Source organism: Escherichia sp. AM3, from assembly GCF_032029835.1.
Lineage (GTDB): Bacteria > Pseudomonadota > Gammaproteobacteria > Enterobacterales > Enterobacteriaceae > Escherichia > Escherichia coli.
In genome coordinates this window covers 107,247-113,575 of sequence record NZ_JAVUPQ010000007.1, presented here as the reverse complement: position 1 = coordinate 113,575, position 6,329 = coordinate 107,247, and the positions used below count along the sequence as shown (strand labels likewise).

Annotated in this window: 9 protein-coding genes; all 9 read right to left on the bottom strand. The window is 49.7% G+C overall.

Annotation, left to right across the window (positions count from 1 at the left end):
- Window positions 1-212, bottom strand: a 212-nt coding sequence (locus RTW80_RS05560) for a GTP-binding protein (protein ID WP_000031661.1), incomplete at its 3' end; no start/stop codon positions are given.
- A 70-nt stretch (window positions 213-282) separates the two neighbouring features.
- Complete coding sequence (gene fusA, locus RTW80_RS05555; protein ID WP_000124700.1) at window positions 283-2,397, bottom strand: elongation factor G; 2,115 nt, start codon at window positions 2,395-2,397, stop codon at window positions 283-285.
- 96 nt (window positions 2,398-2,493) lie between these two features.
- Window positions 2,494-2,964, bottom strand: a complete 471-nt coding sequence (gene rpsG, locus RTW80_RS05550; RefSeq protein WP_001138043.1) for a 30S ribosomal protein S7 — start codon at window positions 2,962-2,964, stop codon at window positions 2,494-2,496.
- 96 nt (window positions 2,965-3,060) lie between these two features.
- A complete protein-coding gene (rpsL, locus tag RTW80_RS05545; protein ID WP_000246815.1) occupies window positions 3,061-3,435 on the bottom strand; it encodes a 30S ribosomal protein S12 in 375 nt (124 codons plus the stop codon).
- Window positions 3,436-3,560: 125 nt separating this feature from the next.
- Window positions 3,561-3,848 (bottom strand): sulfurtransferase complex subunit TusB, encoded by a 288-nt coding sequence (gene tusB, locus RTW80_RS05540; RefSeq protein ID WP_063119144.1) that lies wholly within the window; start codon window positions 3,846-3,848, stop codon window positions 3,561-3,563.
- 7 nt (window positions 3,849-3,855) lie between these two features.
- On the bottom strand, window positions 3,856-4,215 hold the full coding sequence (tusC, locus tag RTW80_RS05535) for a sulfurtransferase complex subunit TusC (RefSeq protein ID WP_000820720.1): 360 nt from the start codon (window positions 4,213-4,215) through the stop codon (window positions 3,856-3,858).
- A complete protein-coding gene (gene tusD, locus RTW80_RS05530; RefSeq protein ID WP_001209710.1) occupies window positions 4,215-4,601 on the bottom strand; it encodes a sulfurtransferase complex subunit TusD in 387 nt (128 codons plus the stop codon). Before tusD ends, tusC begins: the two co-directional genes overlap by 1 nt.
- Window positions 4,601-5,323 (bottom strand): transcriptional regulator, encoded by a 723-nt coding sequence (locus RTW80_RS05525; protein WP_000091466.1) that lies wholly within the window; start codon window positions 5,321-5,323, stop codon window positions 4,601-4,603. The genes tusD and RTW80_RS05525 overlap by 1 nt, the downstream gene beginning before the upstream one ends.
- Before the next feature lie 166 nt (window positions 5,324-5,489).
- Window positions 5,490-6,302 carry an FKBP-type peptidyl-prolyl cis-trans isomerase gene (gene fkpA, locus RTW80_RS05520; protein WP_000838261.1) on the bottom strand — a complete coding sequence of 271 codons (813 nt, stop codon included), beginning with the start codon at window positions 6,300-6,302 and terminating at the stop codon, window positions 5,490-5,492.
- Window positions 6,303-6,329: the final 27 nt, after the last annotated feature.

Sequence of the window (6,329 nt, the reverse complement as noted above, 5' to 3'; positions counted from 1 at the left end):
TCGTATTCAACGTGAGAAGTGTTGATGGTGATACCACGAGCTTTTTCTTCCGGCGCGTTATCGATCTGGTCGAATGCACGAGCAGCACCGCCGTAGGTTTTAGCCAGTACGGTGGTGATTGCAGCGGTCAGAGTAGTTTTACCGTGGTCAACGTGGCCGATAGTACCAACGTTAACGTGCGGTTTTGTACGTTCAAATTTTTCTTTAGACACGGCTATATTCCTTACTATAGTGCTCTCCCCTTCAGGAGAGAGCACGGGACTTTGGTATTAACCCTTAGGTTTATTTACCACGGGCTTCAATTACGGCCTGAGCAACGTTACTCGGCGCTTCATCATACTTCAGGAATTCCATAGTGTATGATGCACGACCTTTGGTCAGAGAACGCAGCTGAGTTGCGTATCCGAACATTTCAGACAGCGGTACTTCAGCGTGGATCTTAACGCCAGTAACTTCAGATTCCTGACCTTTGAGCATACCACGACGACGGCTCAAGTCACCGATAACGTCACCGGTGTTCTCTTCCGGAGTTTCTACTTCAACCTTCATGATCGGCTCAAGCAGAACTGGTTTCGCTTTCTTAAAGCCTTCTTTAAAGGCGATAGAAGCAGCCAGTTTAAACGCCAGTTCAGAGGAGTCAACGTCATGGTAAGAACCGAAGTGCAGACGAATACCCATGTCTACTACCGGGTAGCCTGCCAGCGGACCTGCTTTCAGCTGTTCCTGGATACCTTTATCAACGGCCGGGATGTATTCGCCAGGGATTACACCACCTTTAATGTCGTTGATGAACTCGTAGCCTTTCGGGTTTGAACCCGGCTCCAGCGGGTACATGTCGATAACAACATGACCATACTGACCACGACCACCAGACTGTTTCGCGTGTTTACCTTCAACATCGGTAACTTTCTGGCGGATAGTTTCACGGTAAGCAACCTGCGGTTTACCTACGTTCGCTTCAACGTTGAATTCACGCTTCATACGGTCAACGATGATGTCGAGGTGCAGTTCGCCCATACCCGCAATGATGGTCTGGTTAGATTCTTCGTCAGTCCATACACGGAAAGACGGGTCTTCTTTAGCCAGACGGCCCAGAGCCAGACCCATTTTTTCCTGGTCAGCTTTGGTTTTCGGTTCAACTGCGATGGAGATTACCGGCTCAGGGAATTCCATACGTTCCAGAATGATCGGCGCATCCGGGTCACACAGGGTGTCACCAGTGGTTACGTCTTTCAGACCGATAGCAGCAGCGATGTCGCCCGCGCGAACTTCTTTGATCTCTTCACGTTTGTTAGCGTGCATCTGAACGATACGACCGAAACGCTCACGTGCAGCTTTCACGGAGTTCAGTACGGTATCACCAGAGTTAACCACACCGGAGTAAACACGGAAGAAGGTCAGGTTACCAACAAACGGGTCGGTAGCGATTTTGAACGCCAGTGCAGAGAACGGCTCGTCATCACTTGCGTGACGTTCAGCCGGAGTGTCTTTACCGTCGTCCAGGATACCGTTGATCGCAGGTACGTCAACCGGGGATGGCAGGTAATCGATTACCGCATCCAGCATCGCCTGAACACCTTTGTTCTTGAACGCAGAACCACAGGTTACCAGGATGATTTCGTTGTTCAGAACGCGCTGACGCAGAGCACCTTTGATTTCTGCTTCAGTCAGTTCTTCACCACCCAGGTATTTTTCCATCAGCTCTTCAGAAGCTTCAGCTGCGGATTCGATCAGGTTCTGGTGCCATTCGTTAGCCAGTTCAACCATGTCTGCCGGGATATCTTCGTATTCGAAGGTTACGCCCTGGTCAGCGTCGTTCCAGTTGATAGCTTTCATTTTCACCAGGTCAACAACACCGGTGAAATGTTCTTCAGCACCAATCGCCAGCTGCAGCGGAACCGGGTTCGCGCCCAGACGGGTTTTGATCTGGTTAACAACTTTCAGGAAGTTCGCACCCATGCGGTCCATTTTGTTAACGAACGCAATGCGCGGAACTTTATATTTGTTTGCCTGACGCCATACGGTTTCAGACTGCGGCTGAACACCACCAACTGCGCAGTAAACCATTACCGCACCATCGAGAACACGCATGGAACGTTCTACTTCGATTGTGAAGTCAACGTGCCCCGGGGTGTCGATGATGTTGATGCGATGCGGCTCATACTGCTTAGCCATACCAGACCAGAATGCAGTAGTCGCAGCGGAAGTGATGGTAATACCACGTTCCTGCTCCTGCTCCATCCAGTCCATGGTTGCAGCGCCGTCATGAACTTCACCGATTTTATGGTTTACACCGGTGTAGAACAGAATACGTTCGGTAGTAGTGGTTTTACCGGCGTCGATGTGCGCACTGATACCGATGTTACGGTAGCGTGCGATGGGTGTTGTACGAGCCATTTGTTTCCTCGTTTATCTTTTAGGCGTTCAATTTAAGTAGCCCAAAGCGGGCTGCTTACTGGAAGCGCCCGCCTGGTGACTAAAACTCCGAAGGGATTACCAACGGTAGTGTGCGAACGCCTTGTTGGCTTCGGCCATACGGTGAACGTCTTCACGTTTCTTAACTGCAGTACCTTTGTTTTCTGCAGCATCAGAAAGTTCGTTCGCCAGGCGCAGAGCCATGGATTTATCACCGCGTTTACGAGCAGCTTCAACGATCCAACGCATTGCCAGAGCATTACGACGAACCGGACGGACTTCAACTGGTACCTGATAAGTAGAACCACCAACGCGGCGAGACTTAACTTCTACAGTCGGGCGCACGTTTTCGAGAGCTACTTCGAATGCTTCCAGTTCAGATTTACCAGAGCGCTGAGCCAGGGTCTCCAGCGCGCTGTATACGATAGATTCAGCAGTAGATTTTTTACCATCTACCATCAGGATATTTACAAATTTAGCCAGCAGTTCTGATCCGAACTTCGGATCCGGCAGAATTTTACGCTGACCAATGACGCGACGACGTGGCATGGAAATACTCCGTTGTTAATTCAGGATTGTCCAAAACTCTACGAGTTTAGTTTGACATTTAAGTTAAAACGTTTGGCCTTACTTAACGGAGAACCATTAAGCCTTAGGACGCTTCACGCCATACTTGGAACGAGCCTGCTTACGGTCTTTAACGCCGGAGCAGTCAAGCGCACCACGTACGGTGTGGTAACGAACACCCGGGAGGTCTTTAACACGACCGCCACGGATCAGGATCACGGAGTGCTCCTGCAGGTTGTGACCTTCACCACCGATGTAGGAAGTCACTTCGAAACCGTTAGTCAGACGAACACGGCATACTTTACGCAGCGCGGAGTTCGGTTTTTTAGGAGTGGTAGTATATACACGAGTACATACGCCACGTTTTTGCGGGCATGCTTCCAGCGCAGGCACGTTGCTTTTCGCAACTTTGCGAGCACGTGGTTTGCGTACCAGCTGGTTAACTGTTGCCATTAAATAGCTCCTGGTTTTAGCTTTTGCTTCGTAAACACGTAATAAAACGTCCTCACACAATATGAGGACGCCGAATTTTAGGGCGATGCCGAAAAGGTGTCAAGAAATATACAACGATCCCGCCATCACCAGGCCATCTGGCTGGAGTGCTTAACCGTAAGTCTGACGAAATCATTATAGTCAATGGGAATGATGTCGTTCGAAATTTGACCAGTCAAACCGCGGGCAATAAGGTCTTCGTTCAGGGCATAGACCTTAATGGGGGCATTACGCAGACTTTCAAGGTAGCGGTTACCGTCAACTGCGGCAGTTACGCCATCTTGCAATAATAGCAGTTCGTCTCCTTCACTGAGCAGACGCAGCAGCGCAGCAAAATCCGTCAGCCAGGGTGAACGATGTAACGTGTGCAGCATAAACGCCTCAAAACCTCAAAATAACATCGTAGTTGGCGAGTTCGCGGCGTAAGGCATCTGCTTCGAGCGGCGTGGCTTCGACAACAAAGGGTGTCTGCGGATCTAACCCGCGTTCGCGCAGTGAAGCCGCACAAACCCAGCACTGTTCAATGTCGTACAGACCCAACAATTTAAAAGTGGCAATGTAATCACGCGCCAGCACTGCATCGGGCTTTTGTCCTGACAGCAGCTGAAAAACGCCATCAGCAATAAAGAAGACGGCCAGATCGTCAGTTAATGCGGAAGTTGCCAGTAAAGCATCTAAACCTTCCCGACCAGCAGCTGTACCATGAGGTGCAGTAGAAAAAACAAACGCAATTCGTTTCATCAGAACTGTACCACCCTGTCACAGGTCAGCGAGGCTTCCGCCAGCGCGCCAAGTCCGCTTAAGGTAAATCCCGGCTGAAGGTTTGACGAAGCCAGCCCCAGCCTTCCTGCTTCAGTTTCATCGACGATACCGCGGCGTAACGCTGCCGCTACGCAGATATTCAGCGCCACACCATGTTGCGCATTCAACTGTTGCCAGCCGCGCACAAGGTCAAATTCGTCACTTGCCGGTGAGGTCAATTGGTTAGCGTTATAGACCCCTTCCCGATAGAAAAAGACGCTGCTTAACTCATGACCTTCTACTATCAGCGCCTGCGCAAACTGAAAAGCACTACTCGCCTGTTGCGTACCGTATGCTGGCCCGGTCACCACGATGGCAAAACGCATTACTTATCTTGCCCCTGGAAATCACCGCTTTTGAACTGGCGGATGTAGAGATAGACAGTGTGTTTGGAGATGTTCAGGCGGTCAGCAACCTGGTTGATCGCGTCTTTAATATCGAAGATCCCTTTCTCGTAGAGATTCAGCACAATCTGACGATTTTTGGCGTTATTAGAAACATTGCGATCGGCATTCACTTCTTCGATGGTGAACTCCAGCGTTTGGGTAACCAGATCTTCAACAGAAGAGGCAAAGTTGACGCTTGAACCGACATCCGGGGTTTCTGGCGGCACAAAAGTGCTCATAATCTGCGAGAAGGGAACATCAAGATTCATATTGATGCACAGCAGACCAATTACACGCTGTTCGCGGTTACGAATCGCGATAGTCAGGGACTTCATTAATACGCCGCTTTTGGCGCGAGTAAAGTAGCATTTAGAAACGCTGCTATCCGCTCCCGTCATATCGTGCAGCATACGTAGCGCCAGGTCAGTAATTGGCGAACCAATCTTCCGGCCGGTATGTTCACCGTTAGCAATGCGAATGGCTGAACATTTTAGATCCTGCAAAGAGTGCAAAACGATTTCACAGTGGGAGCCAATAAGCATCGCTAACCCGTCCACCACCGCTTCGTAGGATTTCAGAATATCAAAATCGGTCTGGTCGAAAGGACGTTGATCCAGTAAATCCAACTCACTGGTTTCGTTGGTTAAAAGCGACCTGGACATGAAAAAAAACACTCCTTTTCAGGAGCCTGTCGTTAACTTTTCAGGGCAGGCTCATTAATGATGCGGGTAACTAAATTAATACAGCGGAGGTTCCGCTTTCCAGCACTAATTATATCCGGCCTGTAATAAAAAAACCGCCGCCTGGTCAGGCGGCGATTCTTAATGCTTATTTTTTAGCAGAATCTGCGGCTTTCGCATCAGCTTCCGGCTTTGCATCAGCCTTCGGCGCTGGTTTCACATCCAGCAGCTCTACGTCAAACACCAGGGTAGAATTCGGTGGGATCCCCGGAACACCCGCTTTGCCGTAAGCCAGTTCTGGTGGAATAACCAGTTTGATCTTACCGCCTTTCTTGATGTTCTTCAGACCTTCTGTCCAACCCGGGATAACACCGTCCAGACGGAAAGAAAGCGGTTCACCACGGGTGTAAGAGTTGTCGAACTCTTTACCGTCGATCAGCGTACCTTTGTAGTTCACTACAACAGTATCGCTGTCTTTCGGTGCTTCGCCTTTACCGGCTTCTACTACCTGATAAACCAGACCAGTTGAAGAGGTTTTCACACCTTTCTCTTTGGCAAATTTCTCGCGGTACTCTTTACCTTTTGCTTCGTTATCAGCCGCGTCTTTTTCCATCTTCGCCTGAGCAGAAGACTTCACGCGAGCTTCGAATGCTTGCAGAGTCTGTTCGATCTCTTGGTCGGAGAGTTTGCTCTTATCAGCAAATGCATCCTGAACACCAGCGATCAGCTGATCTTTATCCAGTTTGATGCCCAGTTTTTCTTGTTCTTTTAGAGAGTTTTCCATGTAACGACCCAGCGAGGCACCCAGTGCATAAGCTGATTTCTGATCGTCATTTTTGAACGCTGCTTTGCTGTCAGCAGTTGTAGCAGGTTTTGCAGCTTCAGCAGCAAAAGTGATTGGTGCATGCAGGGCAACGGCCATTGTGGTCGCCAGCAGCGTTACTTTAAACAGTGATTTCATCCATATCTCCAGGATCGGGGCATCTCA

Bases quoted from the DNA above. Each gene is read 5' to 3' on its own strand.
- fusA (WP_000124700.1), bottom strand. From the start codon at position 2,397: ATGGCTCGTACAACACCCATCGCACGCTACCGTAACATCGGTATCAGT.
- rpsG (WP_001138043.1), bottom strand. From the start codon at position 2,964: ATGCCACGTCGTCGCGTCATTGGTCAGCGTAAAATTCTGCCGGATCCG.
- rpsL (WP_000246815.1), bottom strand. From the start codon at position 3,435: ATGGCAACAGTTAACCAGCTGGTACGCAAACCACGTGCTCGCAAAGTT.
- tusB (WP_063119144.1), bottom strand. From the start codon at position 3,848: ATGCTGCACACGTTACATCGTTCACCCTGGCTGACGGATTTTGCTGCG.
- tusC (WP_000820720.1), bottom strand. From the start codon at position 4,215: ATGAAACGAATTGCGTTTGTTTTTTCTACTGCACCTCATGGTACAGCT.
- tusD (WP_001209710.1), bottom strand. From the start codon at position 4,601: ATGCGTTTTGCCATCGTGGTGACCGGGCCAGCATACGGTACGCAACAG.
- RTW80_RS05525 (WP_000091466.1), bottom strand. From the start codon at position 5,323: ATGTCCAGGTCGCTTTTAACCAACGAAACCAGTGAGTTGGATTTACTG.
- fkpA (WP_000838261.1), bottom strand. From the start codon at position 6,302: ATGAAATCACTGTTTAAAGTAACGCTGCTGGCGACCACAATGGCCGTT.